Here is a 15,532-nt window from a genome sequence, read left to right as displayed (position 1 = left end):
CAGTGCCCACCTACCAGTACCAGTGCACCGAGTGCGGCGAGGGCCTCGAGGCGGTGCAGAAGTTCACCGACGACGCCCTGACCGAATGCCCCCAGTGCAAGGGACGCCTGAAGAAGGTGTTCTCGGCGGTCGGCATCGTCTTCAAGGGCTCCGGCTTCTACCGCAACGACAGCCGCGGCTCCTCGTCCAGCAGCTCCCCGGCGGCCAAGTCCTCCGGGTCGTCCTCGACGAGCTCCTCCACCTCCTCGGACTCGGGATCAGGCTCGGGATCGGGCTCGGGCTCGTCGTCCGGCTCCTCCGGTTCGAGCAGCTCCACCAGCACCACCGCCGCGTAGGGCCCACTTCGCACGGGACCCTGTCGTCCACCGACGACGGGGTCTTCGGCGTTTCCGGGTGCCGTTAGGGTGCGGAGCATGGCGAACACTGCGCAGGCCGAGATCGGCGTGATCGGCGGCTCCGGTTTCTATTCGTTCCTCGACGACGTGACCGAGGTCCAGGTGGACACCCCCTACGGGGCGCCCAGCGACTCCGTCTTCCTCGGCGAGGTGGCGGGACGGCGGGTGGCCTTCCTGCCCCGGCACGGACGCGGCCACCATCTGCCGCCGCACCGCATCAACTACCGGGCCAACCTGTGGGCGCTGCGGTCGGTCGGCGCGCGCCAGGTGCTCGGGCCGTGCGCGGTGGGCGGACTGCGGCCCGAGTACGGGCCGGGCACGCTGCTGGTGCCGGACCAGCTCGTGGACCGCACGAAGTCCCGGGTGGGGACGTACTACGACGGGGTGCCGCTGCCCGACGGCACGATGCCGAACGTCGTCCACGTGTCGCTGGCCGACCCCTACTGCCCCACCGGGCGGGCGGCCGCGCTGAAGGCGGCGCGCGGGCGGGACTGGGAGCCGGTGGACGGCGGCACGCTGGTCGTGGTGGAGGGGCCGCGCTTCTCCACCCGTGCGGAATCGTTGTGGCACCAGGCGCAGGGCTGGTCGGTGGTCGGCATGACCGGTCACCCCGAGGCGGTGCTCGCCCGGGAGCTGGAGCTCTGCTACACCTCGCTGACCCTGGTGACCGACCTCGACGCCGGCGCGGAGACCGGCGAGGGCGTCTCCCACGACGAGGTGCTGCGGGTGTTCGCCGAGAACGTGGACCGGCTCCGCGGAGTGCTCTTCGACGCGGTGGCCGCACTCCCGGCGACGGCGGAACGCGACTGCCTGTGCACCTCGGCGCTGGGAGGCATGGATCCGGGGTTCGCGCTGCCGTAGTAGGGGAGGGCGGGGCGCGGTAGAGGACCGTCGGGCCGCCGGAGAGGCCGCCCGCAGGGACGCCGGAGAGGCCGCCCGTCGGGATGCGGAAAGGCCGGAGAGACCGACCGTCCGGACGCCGGAGACGCCGGAAAGGCGGCCGTCGGGACGCCAGAGAGGCGGCCGTCGGGACGCGGAGAAGGCTGTCGGGGGCCGGAGAGGACCGTCGGGGAGCCGTAAAGAAACCTGGGGTGCCGTGGAGGGCCGTGGGTGCGGGAAGGACGGCACGGGGGGCTCGGGAGGGACGGCTCGGGGAGGACGGCTCGGGAGGACGGTGCTGCGGAGCCGCTCGTTCGGGTGGCGGAGTTTTCCACAGGCTGCTGGTGCGTGCACAGGGCCCAACGGGCGTCAGCGGAAGCCCCGATCGTGGGACTCGCAAGCCGATCCCTCGTCACAGGTGGTGGTCTCCGTGTCCCGACAGATGGCGTTCCCTCCGTCCCGTCACTCCTCGCCGTCCGGTCACTCCTCGCCGTCCCATCCCTCCTCACCGTCCCATCCCTCCTCACCGTCCCATCCCTCCTCACCGTCCGCGTCCGCTTCTCCATCCGGTTACGCGCCCGGTCCGCCCTCCGCCTCCCGGCGTCCCTCCGCCCTCCGGGCGCCCACGTCGCTCCGGACCCCCCTGTCCCCCTCCCCCTCGTCACCCCCTTCCCCTCCCCGCACCGGCCCCGGCTCCCCTGCCGGTCACCACTCACCCGCCGGTCACCACCCGTCCGCCGGTTCCCGCCCGTCTGCCGGTCACCGTTCCTCGTCCGGTCCCCGCCCGCCCGGCACCGATGTGCCCGCTCCGTGCGAGGTGCCGCACTTCGCGCCGGTGCGGGTGCGCGGCGCACTGCCGCTCCCGGTCCGGCTCGTCCGGCACCGCAGGCGGGCCATGGCGGTCGGCCTCGCGGTCACGGCGGCGGCGCTCGTGGCCGCGGGACCGCGGGAGGCGGACCGCTCCCGCGGTCATCCCGACGGCTCCCCCGCCGCCCGCGCGGACTCCGCGTCCGCCGGGGACCGTCCGGTACGGGCGCGGCGCGCGGGCGGCGCGACGGTCACGGCGGCCGTGCGCATCGCCGACGCCGCCACGGTCCGGCTGCTGCGGCCGGGCGACCGGGTGGATGTGATCGCCGCCGAGGAGACGGCGTCCGGGTCCGAGGCCCGTGTGGTCGCGCGCGGTGCGCGGGTGACCGAGGTGCCGGAACCGACGGACGGCGCGGGCGACGGCGGGGCCCTGCTGGTGCTGTCGGTGCCGCGTTCCACCGCGGCCGGTCTGGCCGGCGCGGGAGCCACGGCACGACTGGCGGTGACAGTGTGGTGAACAGTGCCTTTTCGAGCCCGGTCCGCCTGCCGGGGCCTTCGTTCGAGCGACCCGATTGGACATCGCGGCCCAGCGCTGGCGTAGGTTGCGGAGCGTTTGGTTCCGCGCAGTGCGCACCTCAGATGGGGGCTCGACATGAGCGAGAAGAAAGAATCCGTGTGGGCGGGCTTCAAGGCCTTCCTGACCCGCGGGAACGTGGTCGACCTGGCCGTTGCGGTGGTGATCGGCGCTGCCTTCACCAACATCGTCAACGCGGTGGTCAAGGGCATCATCAACCCGCTGGTCGGTGCGTTCGGCACCAAGAACCTGGACAGCTACAGCTCGTGTCTGAAGGGCCCCTGCGAGGGGACCGGCGACGCGGCGACCGGCGTCCGTATCCTGTGGGGCTCCGTGCTCGGCGCGACCCTGCAGTTCCTGATCACCGCGGCGGTCGTCTACTTCCTGATGGTGCTGCCCATGGCGAAGTACCTGGCCCGGGTGGAGGCCCGCCGGAAGGAGAAGGAGGGCACGCAGGAGGTCGTCGAGATCACCGAGCTGGAAGTGCTCAAGGAGATCCGCGACTCGCTCGTCGCGCAGCGCGGTCCGGGCGGCGCCGAGCGGTAGCGGCGCCCCGTCGGCGGACGGCTCAGATGTGGTGGGGCGGCTTCTCGTCGAGGAAGCGCTTCAGGTCGGAGGCGCTGTCGCCGGACGGTCGATCGCCCCACCCTCGGTCCGTGTCGTCCGAGGACTGCTGGTCCAGCGGGTCGTCGAAGACCAGCGCGGGCCTGGGCTCGCGCGGCCGGGGATCGGGGGCATCGCTCATACGCCCAGGGTACGGCCCCGCACAGCGGGCATGACTGGCCTCATGACAGCTGACGCTCTGACGGATGTGGCCGGGGTGCGCGTGGGACACGCGACGCGCACCGGCGGCGGTTGGCTCACGGGCACGACGGTCGTGCTCGCGCCCGAGGACGGGGCCGTGGCCGCGGTGGACGTGCGGGGCGGCGGCCCCGGCACCAAGGAGACCGACGCACTCGATCCGCGCAACCTGGTGCAGAAGATCCAGGCGATCGTGCTCACCGGGGGCAGCGCGTACGGGCTCGACGCGGCGTCCGGGGTGATGGCCTGGCTCGAGGAGCGGGGCCGCGGAGTGCGGGTCGGGCCCGACCCGGCGCACGTGGTGCCGGTGGTGCCGGCCGCCTGCGTCTTCGACCTGGGCCGTGGTGGTGACTTCCGGGCCCGGCCGGACGCGGCCACCGGTCGCGCCGCGGTCGAGGCCGCGGCGGCGAGCGAGCCGGGCGCTCCGGTGCCGCAGGGCTGTGTGGGCGCGGGCACGGGCGCGGTGGTAGGCCGCATGAAGGGCGGGGTCGGCACCGCGAGCACGGTGTTGGAGTCGGGCATCACGGTGGCCGCGCTGGTGGTGGCCAACGCGGCGGGCTCGGTACTCGATCCGGAAACGGGCATGCTCTACGGGGAGTTGTTCCAGGGCCGGGCGCGTTATCCGCGGGCCGAGGTGCACGAGGCGGCGCTGCGCCGGCTCGCGGAGTCGGCCGAGGAGAACGCGCCGCCGCCGCTGAACACCACGCTGGCGGTGGTCGCGACCGACGCCGACCTGTCCAAGGCGCAGGCGCAGAAGCTGGCCGGCGCCGCGCACGACGGCATCGCGCGGGCGGTACGGCCGGTGCATCTGCTCAGCGACGGGGACACGGTGTTCACCCTGGCCACCGGGCGGCGTCCGCTGGACGCGGCGGACCCCCTCGCGTTGAACGAGCTGCTCGCGGCCGGCGCGGACCTGGTGACCCGGTCGATCGTGCGGGCGGTACGGGCGGCCGGGCCGGTGACCGGACCGGGTGGATCGTGGCCGAGTCATGGTGAGTTGTACGGGGAACGGTGAAGGAACCGTCCGGTCGCCGCCGCTTCGGGCCGGGCGGGAATTTCCGCCGCGGGCCGCTCGTTCTCCCGCCATCTGTTTTCTCGGTTCCGGGACATGATGTCCGGCCGAGGGGCTACGGTATGCGTCCACAAGGTGACATGCAGCAACGCCGGGAGAAACCTTGAGCGTTCCGTACGACACGGCAGCGTACGAACCACCCGACTCGCCCGAGTCTCCGGACGAGCACCTCGCGCGCCTGCTGGGCCGCGCCCTGAACTCCTTCGAGCTGCCGGACGAGACGGTCCGGCAGCTGGACTGCGCGTTGGCGCACGACGGTTCCCTGCACTCCGCGCACCACAGCGCGGGCCTGCACCGGGAGACGTACCGGCACACGTGGCTGCTCGCCGACGGATCCGCGCTCACCCTGTGGGAGTTGGTGCACAACACCGCGCCGGGGGCGGAGCCGCAGCACGAGGTGTACGTGGACGAGGAGGAACTGCGCACGGCGACGAGCCGGTTGCCGTTGCCGCCGGACGCCCCGGACTTCGAGCTGCCGGTGACGGTGCAGCTGCCCCCGGCACCCGAGTTGCGGCACGTCTATGTTCCGGACCACTCCGCGGACCACGCCCGTCGTTTACTGCGCCGGGCGGAGAACGCGGACCGGCCGGGTCCGGAGACGGCGGCGTTGCTGTCGGCGGCCTGCGCGCACCGGATCACGCAGGCCTTCGGCCGGCCGTCCCGCGCCGGGCGTTCGGGGCTGTGCTTCTCGCTCTACGAGCACGCGTTCCTGCTCGCGGACGGCGGGGAGTTGTCCCTGTGGGAGGTCGAGCACACGGCCACTCCGGACGGGCGGCACATGTGCGAGGTGTACCTCAGCGAGGACGCGGCACGCGACGCGATGGAACGCCGGGCGGCACAGGTCTCCTGACACCAGGAGCTTCGAGCTTCTCCCCCACCCACGATGTCTCCCGACACCAGGAACTCCTCCCCCACCCACGACGTCGCCTGACACCGGGAGTGTTCCCATCGCCCACGGTGTCTCCTGACACCGGGAGCCTTTCCCACCCACGGCGCCTCCCCGACACCGCGAGTGTTCCCCGCCCACGGTGTCTCCCGACACCGGAAGCCTTTCCCGCCCACGGCCTCTCTCCGACGCCGCAAGTGTTCCCATCGCCCACGGTGTCTCCCGACACCGCGAGTGCTTCCTCCGCCCACGGGAACCGGCGTCGGTTCAGGTCCCTTCGGTGAAGCGGCGCACCAGTCCGGCGAACGCGTCGCGTTCGGCGGCGGTGAGGTGCACCGTTTCCTCCTGCGGGCTCGTCCGCTGCTGGCGGGGGATGGTCGGGCTGCCGTGGGGCGTGTGCGGTGGGGCCGGCGCGAAGCCTCCTCGCAGGCGTTCGCGTGTCCGTCCGCGGCGCCGCCGCAGGACGTCGGCCAGACCCGCCGCGCAGACCGCGGCCACCAGGACCAGAACGGTGGCGCCTGCGGTCCGCGAGATCGTCTCGTGCTCACGCATGCGGCCCAGTAGACACCACGATCCGGGGCGGTGGACCCCGGATCGTGAGGAGCGTGATCTATATCGCAGTAGGCATGAACCGCCCACACCTACCCAAACGGACGCATTGTCCCGGCGTTACGCGGCCACCGGCTGCTTGCGCTCCGGCGACGGCACGGAGGTGTCCGGGCCAGTGGCCGTGTCGGCCGGGGCGGGCCTGCGCAGGCCCTTGAGGACGATCACCAGGGCGGTGGTGACACCGACACCGGCGGCGATGGCGACCAGGTAGAGGAGCGGGTTGCCGATGAGCGGGACCACGAAGATGCCGCCGTGCGGAGCGCGCAGGGTGGCGTCGAACGCCATGGACAGGGCGCCGGTGACGGCGCCGCCCGCCATGGATGCGGGAATCACGCGCAGCGGGTCGGCCGCCGCGAACGGGATCGCGCCTTCGGTGATGAAGGAGGCGCCCAGGACCCAGGCGGCCTTGCCGTTCTCCCGTTCGGTCCGGTTGAAGAGCTTGCCGCGGACCGTGGTGGCCAGGGCCATCGCCAGCGGCGGCACCATGCCGGCGGCCATCACCGCGGCCATGATCTTCATCGCGGAGTCGCTGGGGCTCGCGACGGCGATGCCGGCGGTGGCGAAGGTGTAGGCGACCTTGTTCACGGGGCCGCCGAGGTCGAAGCACATCATCAGGCCGAGCAGCGCGCCCAGCAGGACGGCGTTGGTGCCGGTGAGGCCGTTCAGCCAGTCGGTCATGGCCTTCTGCGCCTCGGCGATGGGCTTGCCGATGACGACGAACATCAGGAAACCGACGACCGCGGCGGAGATCAGCGGGATCACCACCACCGGCATGATGCCGCGCAGTGCGGCGGGGATGCGCGCCTTCTGGATGGCGATCACCACGGCACCGGCGATCAGACCGGCCGCGAGGCCGCCGAGGAAGCCGGCGTTGATGGTGAGGGAGATCGCGCCGCCGACGAAGCCGGGCACGAGTCCGGGCCGGTCGGCCATGCCGTAGGCGATGTAGCCGGCCAGGACCGGGACGAGGAAGCCGAAGGCGACGCCGCCGATCTGGAAGAGCAGGGCGCCCCAGCTGTCGGCCTGGGTCCACACGAAGTGGTCCATCACCGACGGCGCCTTGTTGATCTCGTAGCCGCCGATCGCGAAGCCGAGGGCGATGAGCAGACCGCCCGCCGCGACGAACGGCACCATGTAGCTGACGCCGGACATCAGCCACGTGCGCAGCTTGGTGCCGTAGCCCTCGCCGCCGGCGCCGGCGCGCTCGACGGGCGTACCGGCGGACGCGGCGGCGGTCCCGGTGACCTCGCCCCGTTCGGCCTTGCCGCGGACCTCGGTGATCAGGTCGCCGGGGCGGTTGATGGCCGCCTTCACGCCGGTGTCGACGGTGGGCTTCCCGGCGAACCGCTCCTTCTCCCGTACGGGGACGTCGTGGGCGAAGATCACACCGTCCGCCGCCGCGATCACGGCCGGGTCGAGCCGGGTGAAGCCGGCCGAGCCCTGGGTTTCGACGACGACCTCGACGCCCGCCTCCCGGCCGGCGTTCTCCAGCGACTCGGCCGCCATGTAGGTGTGAGCGATTCCGGTGGGGCAGGAGGTGACGGCGACGACCCGGAAGGGACGTTCCGCACCGGCGCCGGAGCCCGCCGGGGCCTCCGCGTCCTTGCCGGTGGCCACCACCGGCGCGGTCTCTGCCTCGTGGCGCGCGGGCGTCTCTGCCTCGTCGGTGCCCGTGGCGGTGCCGGCGGAGGCCGCCACCGGCACCGCCACGGAGTTCTCGGGGCCGCTGTCCTCGGCCGGCCGCGGCTCGTCGCCGCGGATGAGCGCCGCGGCTGCCACCGCCTCGTCCACCGCACGGAGCGCGGTGGTGAAGTCGGCGTTCATCAGCTGCCGGGCCAGCGACGACAGGATCGTCAGATGGGCGTCGTCGGCGCCGGCCGGGGCGGCGATCAGGAAGATCAGGTCGGCGGGCCCGTCCGCCGCACCGAAGTCGATGCCGGCGGCGCTGCGTCCGAAAGCCAGCGTCGGCTCGGTGACGTGCGCGCTGCGGCAGTGCGGGATACCGATGCCGCCGTCGAGGCCGGTCGGCATCTGGGCCTCGCGGGCAGCGACGTCGGCGAGGAACCCCTCCAGGTCGGTCACCCGGCCCACGGCCACCATGCGCTCGGCGAGGGCACGCGCCGCGGCTTCCTTGGTGTCGGCGGACCGGTCGAGATCGAGATCGACCAGTTCCGCGGTGATCATGTCGCTCATCGCGGGCTCCTTCGCACGCGTATCGCCGGTGCAGCGGGGTGGACGGGAGAGGGGACGGGGGTGGGGAGCGGAGACCTCAGTGGCCTCGGAGACGTCAGGGACGTCAGGGGCCTCGAAGATGTCAGGGACCTCAGAGACCTCGAAGACGTCAGGGACCTCAAGGACCTCAGAGACTTCGGAGACCTCAGGGAGCAGAGGGACCTCAGCGAGCGCAGATACCTCAGCGAGCGCAGGTACCTCGCGGAGGGGAGGGACCCGAGTGAGTGGTGCGGAGCCGGGGCCGAGTGGTGGTTCATGAGGTCGGCTCCCGCAGGGCGCGGTCGACGGGTACGTCGGCCGTGACGGTCACCGCCGCCGGGTCGAGGTCGGCGGGGGCCGGCATCAGGCTGCCGGGCAGCCGGACGGCGGCGGCGCCGTGCGCGACGGCCGAGGCGAGCGCCCGGGGGCCGCGTCCGCCGGCGACGAGGAAACCGGCGAGGGAGGAGTCGCCGGCGCCGACGTTGCTGCGGACGGCGTCCACCCGGGCGGTGCCGAACCAGGCGCCGTCGTCGTCCACGAGCAGTTGCCCGTCGGCGCCGAGGCTGGCGAGGACGGCGCGGGCGCCGCTCCCCCGCAGCTCCTCGGCCGCCTTCAGCGCGTCGCCCACGGTCGTCAGGGGCCGGCCGACGGCTTCGGCGAGTTCCTCGGCGTTGGGCTTCACCACGTCGGGCCGTTCGCGCAGGGCCGCGAGCAGTGCGGGACCGGAGGTGTCCAGGGCGATGCGCACTCCGGCGGCATGTGCCCGGGCGACCAGGTCGGCGTACCAGGAGGGCGCGAGTCCGCGCGGGAGGCTGCCGCAGCAGGCGATCCAGTCGGCGTCCCGGGACTGCCGCCGCACGGTGTCGAGGAGCAGTTCCTGCTCGGCCGCGGTCAGTTCCGGGCCCGGCGCGTTGATCTTCGTCAGTACGCCGTCCGTCTCGGCGAGCGCGATGTTGGAGCGGGTGGCGCCGGCGACGGGCACCGGAGCGACCTCGATGCCCTGCGCGTCGAGCAGGTGGGCGACCAGGGCGCCCGGTGCTCCGCCCAGGGGCAGCACGGCCACCGTGCGCCGGCCGGCGGCGGCGACGGCGCGGGAGACGTTGACGCCCTTGCCTCCGGGGTCGACGCGTTCGCCGGTGGCCCGGACGACCTCGCCGCGGTCCAGCGAGGGGACCTCGTAGGTGCGGTCCAGGGAGGGGTTGGGGGTGACGGTGAGGATCATGCGCGTACTACTTCCGTACCGCCGCGCTCGATGGCGGCGGCGTCCTGCGGGTTCAGCCCGCTGTCGGTGATCAGCAGGTCCACGTCGCCCAGGTCGCCGAAGCGGGCGAAGTGCTCCTGGCCGTGCTTGGAGGAGTCGGCGAGCAGCACCACGCGGCGGGCCGCGGCGATGGCGGCGCGTTTGACGGCGGCCTCGGCGAGGTCGGGGGTGGTCAGGCCGTGCTCGGCGGAGAAGCCGTTGGCGGCCACGAACAGCACGTCGGCGCGGATCTCGGCGTACGCGCGCAGCGCCCAGGCGTCCACGGCGGCGCGCGTACGGTGCCGTACGCGGCCTCCGACCAGGTGGAGTTGGATGCCGGGGTGGTCGGCGAGGCGGGCCGCGATGGGCAGGCTGTGGGTGACGACGGTGAGGGACGCCTCCACCGGCAGGAATCCGGCGAGCCGCGCGGCCGTGGAACCGGCGTCGACGATCACGGCGCCGTCGGCCGGGAGTTCGGCGAGGGCGGCGCGGGCGATGCGGTCCTTCTCGTCGGCGGCGGTCGTCTCCCGCTCGGCGAGGTCGGGTTCGAAGTCGAGGCGTCCGGCGGGGATGGCGCCGCCGTGCACCCTGCGGACCAGGCCGGCGCGGTCCAGGGCCTTCAGGTCCCGGCGGATGGTCTCGGCGGTGACCTGGAACTCCTCGGCCAGTGAGACCACGTCCACCCGTCCGCCGTCGCGGGCGAGCCGCAGGATCTCCTGCTGGCGCTCCGGTGCGTACATGCTCCGCCTGCCTCCGAGTCCGTTCATGCCCGAACGTGTGGTTTCGCTGGGACGATACGTCCAGATGTCCGGAAAGTAAACGGGTGTGGGCACGGTCGGGCATGAACGGGCTTCTGTTTGGGTCTGTTCTTGGTTTGCTCCGGAATGAGGAGAGGTCTGGCATCCCGTGGACGCCAGACCTCTTCGGCCGCGAACGGCGGCGGGGCCTCAGGACACGAGTTCCCGCTCCCTCTCCGGCGCCGGTGCGTCCTCGGCTCCCGCGCCCTCCACGTGCTGGGCCGGGCGCTTCGGCAGCGCGAACATCAGCAGGAAGATCGCGCCGAGCACCGCCGCCACCCAGCCCAGCGCGTGCTGGAAGCCGTCCGCGAAGGCCGGGCCCACCTCGGCCGGTGCGAGCCGCTCGTCGATGACGCCGAAGAACACCACGGACACCAGGCCGAGCCCCAACGCGTTGCCCATCTGCTGCACGGTGTTGATCAGCCCCGAGGCCGACCCGGCGTGCTCGCGCGGCACCTCGGACAGCACCGCGTCGGTGAGCGGGGCCACGATCAGGCCCATGCCGACGCCCATGACCACCAGCGGGAGCGCCATCTGCCAGGAGGCGATGGACAGGCCGTACCGTCCGGCCTCCCAGATGTAGATGAGCACTCCGGCCGCCATCACCAGCGCGCCCGCCTGGAGCACCTTGCGGCCGAAGCGCGGGACCAGCAGCTGCACCGACGCCCCGGCGGCCGCGGAGACGGCGAGGGAGAACGGCACCCCGGTCAGCCCCGCCCGCAGCGCGCTCCAGCCCAGGCCGACCTGCATGTACAGCGTCCACACGAGGAAGAAGACGCCGAGACCGACGCCGAACACGGTCTGCACCGCGATGCCCGCCGCGAAGCTCTTCACCCGGAACAGCGACAGCTCGATCAGCGGCGAACCGTCCCGCGCGCCCTTGCGCCGCTCGTACGCAACCAGCGCCGCGAACACCACCAGCGCGCCGGCCATCGACCCGTATCCCCACAGCGGCCAGCCCAGTTCCCGGCCGCGGGTGAGCGGGTAGAGCAGCATCAGCAGGCCCAGCGTCACCAGCGCGACGCCCACGAGGTCGAGTTTGAGGGCCCGCGGCGCCTTCGACTCGCTGATGAAGCGGCTGCCGAGGACCAGTCCGGCGATGCCGACCGGCAGGTTGATCAGGAAGATCGGCCGCCATTCGAGGCCGAACAGGTTCCACTGGGTCAGCAGCGCGCCGAGCAGCGGCCCGGACACCGCGCCGAGGCCGACGATCGCGCCGAACAGTCCGAACACCTTGCCGCGTTCGTGCGCCGGGAAGGTCGCGTGCACGATCGACAGCACCTGCGGCACCATCAGCGCCGCCATGGCGCCCTGGAGGATGCGGGAGGCGACCAGCATCTCCGGGTTCACGGCGAGACCGCACAGCGCGGAGGCGACGGTGAAGCCTCCGATGCCGACGAGGAAGACGCGTTTGCGGCCGTGGATGTCGCCGAGCCGGCCGCCGGTGACGAGACCGGCGGCGAAGGCCAGCGCGTAACCGGCGGTGATCCACTGGATCTGGCTGAAGGTGGCGCCCTCGTCGCGCTGGATCGACGGGATCGCGATGTTGACGATCGTGACGTCGACGAGGTCCATGAAGGCCGCGGTCATCACGATCGCCAGGGCGAACCAGCGGCGGCGGTCGCCCGCGGCGGGCCGCGCCGCGGGCGGGGTGTCGGTGAAGGTCATGTCGCGACGTTAGGACCGCAGTAGGTCAGACCATGTCCTAGATGTGCGGCATCCTCGTGGCATGACGACGGACACACCGGCCCGGCTTCTCCAGCTCCTCTCGCTGCTCCAGACGCCCCGCGAATGGCCGGGCGGCGAGCTGGCCGACCGTCTGGGGGTCTCCCGGCGCACGATCCGGCGGGACATCGACCGGCTGCGCGAACTCGGCTATCCCGTGCAGGCGACCATGGGTGCGGACGGCGGCTACCGGCTGGTCGCCGGCAAGGCCATGCCTCCGCTGGTGCTCGACGACGAGGAGGCGGTGGCCATCGCGGTCGGGCTGCGGGCGGGCGCCGGGCACGCACTGGAGGGCGTGGACGAGGCGTCGGTGCGGGCGCTGGCGAAACTGGAGCAGGTGCTGCCGGCCAGGCTGCGTCACCGCGTCAGCACCCTCCAGGCCGCCACCACCCCGTTGACCAGCGGCGACGGCCCGACGATCGCTCCGGAGACACTCACCGTCATGGCCTCCACGGTGGCCGGCCGTGAACGGCTGCGGTTCGCCTACCGCGCCGCCGACGGCACCGGGTCCCGGCGGGTGACGGAGCCGTACCGGCTGGTGTCGACCGGGCGGCGCTGGTACCTCGTGGCGTACGACCTCGACCGCGCCGACTGGCGCACCTTCCGCGTCGACCGGGTGAGCGAACCCTTCGCCACCGGCGCCCGGTTCACACCGAGGGAGCTGCCGACCGGGAGCGCGGCGGAGTACCTGCGCCGGTCCATGCACCGCGCGCAGGAGTCCTACGATCTCGTCGTCACCTTCGCCGCGCCGGCCGAGGCGGTCGCGGCCCGGCTGCCGGGCTGGCTGGGCCCGCCCGAGCCGCTGGACGAAGGCCGTTGCCGGTTGCGCGCGACGGTGGCCGACGCGAAGGACTGGATGGCGGTACGACTGGCCATGCTGGGGCACGAGTTCACCGTGCACGAACCGCCGGAACTCGTCGCGGCGGTACGGGAGTTGGGGGCGCGAATGAGCCGGGCCGGGGGTGGTGAGGGGTCGGGGCCGGCCGGTCCGACCCCGAGTGAGGAGTGAAGTCGCTTGCTGCGTCGGTGACTTGGGGCGGAGGGATGCAGGGTGAGGTGGACCGGCGTGCGCGTGCGCGGCATTCACCCGCCGGTGGCGTCACCCGCCTCGTGTCACGTCCGCCCAGGGGAAGTCCCGTAGCGCTGCCAGGTTGTCCAGGGCCAGTTGGGCCGGGCCCGCGGGGCCTTCGGCGGGGCCGTCGCCCGCCGCCCAGCTCTCCATGGCCGTGCGCACGGCCGCGCTCGCGACGGCGGCGGCGAAGGCCGACCGGGCACGACTGGCATCGTTGTCGCGGCCGGCACCGGACGGCTCCTGACGCAGTGAACTGCCCGCTTCCCGATCCGGTGCGGCACACGCCTCCCGATCCGGTGCGGCACACGCCTCCCGATCCGGTGTGACGCACGCCTCCCGATCCGGTGTGGCCCACGCATCCCGATCCGGTATGTCGCACGCCTCCCGATCCTGTGCGCTGCCGGCCTTTCGACTACGCGCGCTGTACGGCTCTCGGCTCTTCGTGACGCACGCCTCCTGACCGTGCGTCAGCCGCTCCATCAGTGCCTCCGTCAGATCCCGCTCCGACGTCCGGCACACCTCGGCCCACACCCGGCGCAGGGCCGGATTCGCCTCCGCCAGCCGGATGAGGGTACGGACCCAGTTCCAGGAGGCCGTGGACACTCCGACGCCGGGCGTCAGCGTGTGACGCACGGCGTCCTCCAGGGCCTGCGGCAGGGGCACCTCGGCGGGAGCGGCGCGCACCGCGTCCACCCAGCGCCGGGCGCCGACCGCGTAGAGCGGGCCGATGGCCTCTTCCTTGGTGGCGAAGTACCGGTAGAAGGTGCGCGGGGCGATGCCCGCGGCCTGCGCGATCTCCTCGGCACGCGTGGCCCGCAGGCCCTGCCGGACGAAGAGGCCGGCCGCCGCGCGGGCGATCTCCATACGGGTCTCGGCCTTGCGCCGCTCGGTCAACGAGGCCGCGGGAGGCGGAGGAGGGGACGACGACATCGGGGTGGTGCTGCTCACGCCCGGCAGGCTATGCCCATGTGGCACAATCTGCCATCTGGCGGGGGCCCCCCCGGCGCGGGGGCGGGGGGGGGTGCGGGAGGCCGGGGCACGGCACGGGGGTGCGTCGCGGGCGGCCGCGAGCACCGCGGACATGAGGAAGCCGGGTCCGGCGCCCGGGGGGAGGGGCGCCGAACCCGGCCTGGGAAGTCCCGGCGCCGGGGGGGTTGTGCGTCGGGACGTGGCTCAGGGGTCCGGGGGACCGTACGGGACCGTACTGGACCCGGCGTGGCTTCGGGCCCGGGTCCGGGTCCGAACTGCCGGGCCCGGAAGTCTTGTTCCCGGGGTCCAGCGGGTTGAAGCGGCGCGGAACAGCCATGTTTTGCGCGGTCTTTCGCCACCCGGCGTACGCGCCCCGGCCCGCTCACACCACCGTGCCGGGACCCCGCGCGCGTCACCGTGGCGGCGACACCGCACGTCACGCTACCGCCCGGCGGCGGGAGTTCACGCCGCCGCGTCGAAACCGGTGTCGCGGGCGAGCTTCTTCAGCTCCAGCAGCGCGTGCTTCTCGATCTGGCGGATCCGCTCACGGGTCAGACCGTGCTCCTTGCCGACCTCGGTCAGCGTGCGCTCGCGGCCGTCCTCGATGCCGTAGCGCATCTTGATGATGGAGGCCGTGCGCTGGTCGAGGCGACCGATCAGGTCGTCCAGTTCCTCGCTGCGCAGCAGCGTCATCACCGACTGCTCCGGCGACACCGCGGAGGTGTCCTCCAGAAGGTCGCCGAACTGGGTCTCGCCCTCGTCGTCCACCGACATGTTCAGCGAGACCGGGTCGCGGGCCCAGTCGAGCACGTCGGTCACGCGCTCCGGCGTGGAGCCGAGCTCGGCGGCGATCTCGGCGGGCTCCGGGTCCCGGCCGTGCTCACGGTTGAACTCGCGCTGCACGCGCCGGATCCGGCCCAGCTCCTCCACCAGGTGGACGGGCAGGCGGATGGTGCGCGACTGGTCCGCTATGGAACGGGTGATGGCCTGACGGATCCACCAGGTGGCGTACGTCGAGAACTTGAAGCCCTTGCGGTAGTCGAACTTCTCCACCGCGCGCACCAGGCCGGCATTGCCCTCCTGGATCAGGTCCAGCAGCGGCAGCCCGCTGCGCGGGTACCGGCGGGCCACGGCGACGACAAGGCGCAGGTTGGAGCGGATGAAGACGTCCTTGGCCCGCTCGCTCGCGTCGACCAGGGCCTGCAGTTCCTCGGGCGTGGCCCCGGCCTTGTTCTCCTCGAGGCCGTCGAGGATCTGCCGCGCGAACACACCCGCCTCGATGATCTGGGACAGCTCGACCTCCTTGGCGGCGTCGAGCAGCGGTGTGCGCGCTATCTCGTCGAGGTACATGCCGACCAGGTCGCGGTCGGCGATCTCGCCGCCATGGGCGCGAACACTGCTTGCCGAGTCGACCGTCTCGCCGTTGGCGGACTGACGACGGGCGACGGCACGGGTTGCCATGCGTGCTCCCTTGCGAAGATGAGGTCAGCGGGTG

General features: G+C 72.9%; 15 protein-coding genes. 7 read left to right on the top strand and 8 right to left on the bottom strand.

Features of this window, described 5'->3' with window-relative positions:
• Window positions 1-2: 2 nt before the first annotated feature.
• From FGW31_RS20115 to mscL, 4 genes are all read left to right on the top strand, one after another.
• A complete protein-coding gene (locus tag FGW31_RS20115; RefSeq protein WP_142194820.1) occupies window positions 3-335 on the top strand; it encodes an FmdB family zinc ribbon protein in 333 nt (110 codons plus the stop codon).
• Between the two features lie 78 nt (window positions 336-413).
• Window positions 414-1,256, top strand: coding sequence for an S-methyl-5'-thioadenosine phosphorylase (locus FGW31_RS20110; RefSeq protein WP_142194819.1), 843 nt, complete (start codon window positions 414-416; stop codon window positions 1,254-1,256).
• Window positions 1,257-2,091: 835 nt separating this feature from the next.
• The gene (locus FGW31_RS20105) at window positions 2,092-2,598 is read left to right on the top strand and encodes a hypothetical protein (RefSeq protein ID WP_233452531.1); all 507 of its coding nucleotides are present in this window, start codon (window positions 2,092-2,094) and stop codon (window positions 2,596-2,598) included.
• Between the two features lie 135 nt (window positions 2,599-2,733).
• Window positions 2,734-3,201: a large conductance mechanosensitive channel protein MscL gene (gene mscL / locus FGW31_RS20100; RefSeq protein ID WP_142194817.1), complete on the top strand. Its 468-nt coding sequence runs from the start codon at window positions 2,734-2,736 to the stop codon at window positions 3,199-3,201.
• Between the two features lie 22 nt (window positions 3,202-3,223).
• Here mscL and FGW31_RS20095 read toward each other — a convergent pair whose 3' ends face one another.
• Window positions 3,224-3,400, bottom strand: coding sequence for a hypothetical protein (locus FGW31_RS20095; protein ID WP_142194816.1), 177 nt, complete (start codon window positions 3,398-3,400; stop codon window positions 3,224-3,226).
• A 42-nt stretch (window positions 3,401-3,442) separates the two neighbouring features.
• Between FGW31_RS20095 and FGW31_RS20090 the strand changes: the two genes are divergently transcribed.
• Both FGW31_RS20090 and FGW31_RS20085 read left to right on the top strand, forming a co-directional pair.
• Window positions 3,443-4,471, top strand: a complete 1,029-nt coding sequence (locus FGW31_RS20090; protein ID WP_142194815.1) for a P1 family peptidase — start codon at window positions 3,443-3,445, stop codon at window positions 4,469-4,471.
• Between the two features lie 160 nt (window positions 4,472-4,631).
• Window positions 4,632-5,378 carry a DUF6227 family protein gene (locus tag FGW31_RS20085; protein ID WP_142194814.1) on the top strand — a complete coding sequence of 249 codons (747 nt, stop codon included), beginning with the start codon at window positions 4,632-4,634 and terminating at the stop codon, window positions 5,376-5,378.
• A gap of 303 nt (window positions 5,379-5,681) precedes the next feature.
• Here FGW31_RS20085 and FGW31_RS20080 read toward each other — a convergent pair whose 3' ends face one another.
• The 5 genes from FGW31_RS20080 to FGW31_RS20060 form a co-directional block, all read right to left on the bottom strand.
• Window positions 5,682-5,966, bottom strand: a complete 285-nt coding sequence (locus FGW31_RS20080; RefSeq protein ID WP_142194813.1) for a hypothetical protein — start codon at window positions 5,964-5,966, stop codon at window positions 5,682-5,684.
• A 117-nt stretch (window positions 5,967-6,083) separates the two neighbouring features.
• Entirely contained in the window at window positions 6,084-8,216 is a 2,133-nt protein-coding gene (locus FGW31_RS20075; protein ID WP_142194812.1) for a PTS fructose transporter subunit IIABC, read from the bottom strand.
• A gap of 292 nt (window positions 8,217-8,508) precedes the next feature.
• Window positions 8,509-9,456 (bottom strand): 1-phosphofructokinase, encoded by a 948-nt coding sequence (gene pfkB, locus FGW31_RS20070; protein WP_142194811.1) that lies wholly within the window; start codon window positions 9,454-9,456, stop codon window positions 8,509-8,511.
• Window positions 9,453-10,214, bottom strand: coding sequence for a DeoR/GlpR family DNA-binding transcription regulator (locus tag FGW31_RS20065; RefSeq protein ID WP_142195000.1), 762 nt, complete (start codon window positions 10,212-10,214; stop codon window positions 9,453-9,455). The genes pfkB and FGW31_RS20065 overlap by 4 nt, the downstream gene beginning before the upstream one ends.
• Before the next feature lie 207 nt (window positions 10,215-10,421).
• Window positions 10,422-11,939, bottom strand: a complete 1,518-nt coding sequence (locus FGW31_RS20060; RefSeq protein WP_142194810.1) for an MFS transporter — start codon at window positions 11,937-11,939, stop codon at window positions 10,422-10,424.
• A 61-nt stretch (window positions 11,940-12,000) separates the two neighbouring features.
• On the opposite strand from FGW31_RS20060, the gene FGW31_RS20055 reads away from it, so the two are divergent.
• A complete protein-coding gene (locus FGW31_RS20055) occupies window positions 12,001-13,005 on the top strand; it encodes a helix-turn-helix transcriptional regulator (RefSeq protein ID WP_142194809.1) in 1,005 nt (334 codons plus the stop codon).
• A gap of 90 nt (window positions 13,006-13,095) precedes the next feature.
• Here FGW31_RS20055 and FGW31_RS20050 read toward each other — a convergent pair whose 3' ends face one another.
• Window positions 13,096-14,016: a TetR/AcrR family transcriptional regulator gene (locus FGW31_RS20050; RefSeq protein WP_373303368.1), complete on the bottom strand. Its 921-nt coding sequence runs from the start codon at window positions 14,014-14,016 to the stop codon at window positions 13,096-13,098.
• A gap of 483 nt (window positions 14,017-14,499) precedes the next feature.
• Window positions 14,500-15,498 (bottom strand): sigma-70 family RNA polymerase sigma factor, encoded by a 999-nt coding sequence (locus FGW31_RS20045; protein WP_142194808.1) that lies wholly within the window; start codon window positions 15,496-15,498, stop codon window positions 14,500-14,502.
• Between the last annotated feature and the right edge of the window lie 34 nt (window positions 15,499-15,532).

Origin of the sequence: Streptomyces calvus (assembly GCF_006782915.1) — a bacterium.
Taxonomy (GTDB): Bacteria; Actinomycetota; Actinomycetes; order Streptomycetales; family Streptomycetaceae; genus Streptomyces; species Streptomyces calvus.
Note: the sequence above shows the minus strand (reverse complement) of the source record. Positions and strands in the feature narration are given on the sequence as shown.

Excerpts from the sequence above, each read along its gene's own strand:
- FGW31_RS20060 (WP_142194810.1), bottom strand. The coding sequence starts at position 11,939 with ATGACCTTCACCGACACCCCGCCCGCGGCGCGGCCCGCCGCGGGCGAC.
- FGW31_RS20075 (WP_142194812.1), bottom strand. The coding sequence starts at position 8,216 with ATGAGCGACATGATCACCGCGGAACTGGTCGATCTCGATCTCGACCGG.
- FGW31_RS20080 (WP_142194813.1), bottom strand. The coding sequence starts at position 5,966 with ATGCGTGAGCACGAGACGATCTCGCGGACCGCAGGCGCCACCGTTCTG.
- mscL (WP_142194817.1), top strand. The coding sequence starts at position 2,734 with ATGAGCGAGAAGAAAGAATCCGTGTGGGCGGGCTTCAAGGCCTTCCTG.
- FGW31_RS20055 (WP_142194809.1), top strand. The coding sequence starts at position 12,001 with ATGACGACGGACACACCGGCCCGGCTTCTCCAGCTCCTCTCGCTGCTC.
- FGW31_RS20090 (WP_142194815.1), top strand. The coding sequence starts at position 3,443 with ATGACAGCTGACGCTCTGACGGATGTGGCCGGGGTGCGCGTGGGACAC.
- FGW31_RS20095 (WP_142194816.1), bottom strand. The coding sequence starts at position 3,400 with ATGAGCGATGCCCCCGATCCCCGGCCGCGCGAGCCCAGGCCCGCGCTG.
- FGW31_RS20110 (WP_142194819.1), top strand. The coding sequence starts at position 414 with ATGGCGAACACTGCGCAGGCCGAGATCGGCGTGATCGGCGGCTCCGGT.
- pfkB (WP_142194811.1), bottom strand. The coding sequence starts at position 9,456 with ATGATCCTCACCGTCACCCCCAACCCCTCCCTGGACCGCACCTACGAG.
- FGW31_RS20065 (WP_142195000.1), bottom strand. The coding sequence starts at position 10,214 with ATGTACGCACCGGAGCGCCAGCAGGAGATCCTGCGGCTCGCCCGCGAC.
- FGW31_RS20045 (WP_142194808.1), bottom strand. The coding sequence starts at position 15,498 with ATGGCAACCCGTGCCGTCGCCCGTCGTCAGTCCGCCAACGGCGAGACG.